Origin of the sequence: Bacillus sp. JJ1773, from assembly GCF_036962035.1 — a bacterium.
Classification (GTDB): Bacteria; Bacillota; Bacilli; order Bacillales; family Cytobacillaceae; genus Cytobacillus.
On sequence record NZ_JBALNX010000129.1, the window covers coordinates 1 to 2,059 of the forward strand.

Consider the following 2,059-nt stretch of genomic DNA (forward strand, 5'->3'; position numbering starts at 1 on the left):
TTTTTTATAAATTCTTAAGTTCAATAGGGTTTACAATTAAGCGTCTAACCATTCTTGTGACCATTTTTCTATATTTCTCATAAGTGGTTCCAAGCCTAAACCTTTTTCTGTTAACGAATATTCAATTCGAACAGGGGTTTCTGGATAAACTTCTCGTTTAACTATTCCGCTGTTCTCCAATTCCTTTAACCTCTCTGACAGCACTCTGCCACTTACACCCACTGAAGATTCAATCGTACAAAAACGCTGCGGACCTAATAATAACTGGTAGATAATCATTCCAGTCCACCTTTGGCTCAATAACCCCATAGCTGTTTCAAATCTAGGACAAATCGACTTTTTCAATTACATCAACTCCTGACTTATATTATAAACATATTTATAAATAATTAAATTATATTTTATAAATAACTTACTTGACTTTCTTTAATTATAATAATATACTAACTTACATAAAGTAACTAACAGACGAATTGTGTGTTAAAAACAATTTGTTCGTTAAGAACAAAATAAATAACGAAGGAGGCAACTAAAATGAATTTTCATCATGAACCTATTACATTCGTAGGTCAAGTTAACTTAAAGGTACAAAATTTAGAGCGGTCGTTAGCATTTTATCAAGAAGTAATCGGCTTTAAAGTTTTAGAAAAAAGTGAAAGATCCGCTAACTTGAGTGCGGATGGAAAGACAGTATTATTATCAATTCAACAACCCAATGACGTAATTCCTAAACAAGGAAGAACTACGGGATTATATCACTTTGCACTTCTTCTGCCTAGACGCTCTGATTTAGCTAAAATTGTGCACCACTTTATGGAAATAGGATTGCAGTTTGGTTCTTCAGACCATCTTGTGAGTGAAGCCCTTTACTTATCTGATCCAGATGGAAATGGAATTGAAATCTATACAGACCGTGATCCTTCCGAATGGAACTGGGGGAACAGTGAAGTGGAAATGGCGGTTGATCCATTAAATTTTGTAGATCTTCTAGCTGGAGGTAAACAGCAATCATGGAAAGGTCTACCTGCTGGCACCGTTATGGGACACATTCATTTGCATGTATCCGAATTAAAAAAGACAGAAGAGTTTTATATCAAAGGACTCGGATTTGAAGTTGTAAACCGATATGGCACTCAAGCACTATTCATTGCGGATGGTAAATACCATCACCATATTGGTTTAAATACTTGGAATGGCGTAGGTGCACCTACACCTTCTCCTAATAGTGTTGGACTTGAATCATTTACTTTAATGCTTTCAAATGAGGAAAAAAGAAATAATATTATCAATCAGCTGAGGAATATTGGGGCTTCCGTCATTGAAGAAAATGGATGTTTCATTACCTTAGATCCTTCTGGAAACCGTATTTGCTTGAAAGTTTAATTATTAGCTAAAATTTATTAATCTAAATAAATTAAAAAAATCATAGGAATAGGAGAATAAATAATGAAACAAAAAAATGGTTGGAGTATGTTAATTCTTCGTATAGTTTTAGGGGTAACTTTTTTAATTCATGGTGTAGCTAAATTTCAAATGGGTCTTGGTAATGTAGCAGGCTGGTTTGAAAGTATTGGAATTATGGGCTTTTTAGGTTATGTTGTTTCTGTTATTGAGCTTGTTGGAGGAATTGCCTTACTTTTAGGAATTGGAACCAAGCTTATCTCAGCATTAATTGCTTTAGTGATGCTTGGCGCTATCTTTACAGCAAAATTATCTGTTGGTTTTATCGCACCAGGAGGGTATGAATTAGATTTAGCATTATTAGCAATGGCAGTTGTACTTGTTATTAATGGAAGCCAATTGTTTTCATTGGATAATAAGCTTTTCGGATCTTCAAAGGAAAATACGAATTAATAAAAAATTAGTGCTAAAAAACAAATAGATTAATCTCAGTGAGAATTTACAATTCTTAACTGAATGACAGCAGGCTGCATACCTTCTATAAGGGATGCAGCCTTTATTTTTTCATACTGCCAAACTAAGAAAACACTTCTTTTTCCAATAGAAAGAATATTTTGACAGTTATTATGTTCCTAATCTTGTTTTTTAGTAAACTAAT

3 protein-coding genes are annotated in these 2,059 nt (G+C 33.5%); 2 read left to right on the forward strand and 1 reads right to left on the reverse strand.

Going from position 1 to position 2,059, the window contains the following annotated elements:
- Nucleotides 1–36: 36 nt before the first annotated feature.
- Complete coding sequence (locus tag V7127_RS24880) at nucleotides 37–345, reverse strand: winged helix-turn-helix transcriptional regulator (protein ID WP_335348228.1); 309 nt, start codon at nucleotides 343–345, stop codon at nucleotides 37–39.
- A gap of 189 nt (nucleotides 346–534) precedes the next feature.
- Here V7127_RS24880 and V7127_RS24885 point away from each other — a divergent pair, with 189 nt between their 5' ends.
- Both V7127_RS24885 and V7127_RS24890 read left to right on the forward strand, forming a co-directional pair.
- Nucleotides 535–1,383 (forward strand): VOC family protein, encoded by an 849-nt coding sequence (locus V7127_RS24885; protein WP_335355606.1) that lies wholly within the window; start codon nucleotides 535–537, stop codon nucleotides 1,381–1,383.
- Between the two features lie 63 nt (nucleotides 1,384–1,446).
- A complete protein-coding gene (locus V7127_RS24890; protein ID WP_335355605.1) occupies nucleotides 1,447–1,854 on the forward strand; it encodes a DoxX family protein in 408 nt (135 codons plus the stop codon).
- Nucleotides 1,855–2,059 lie beyond the last annotated feature (205 nt).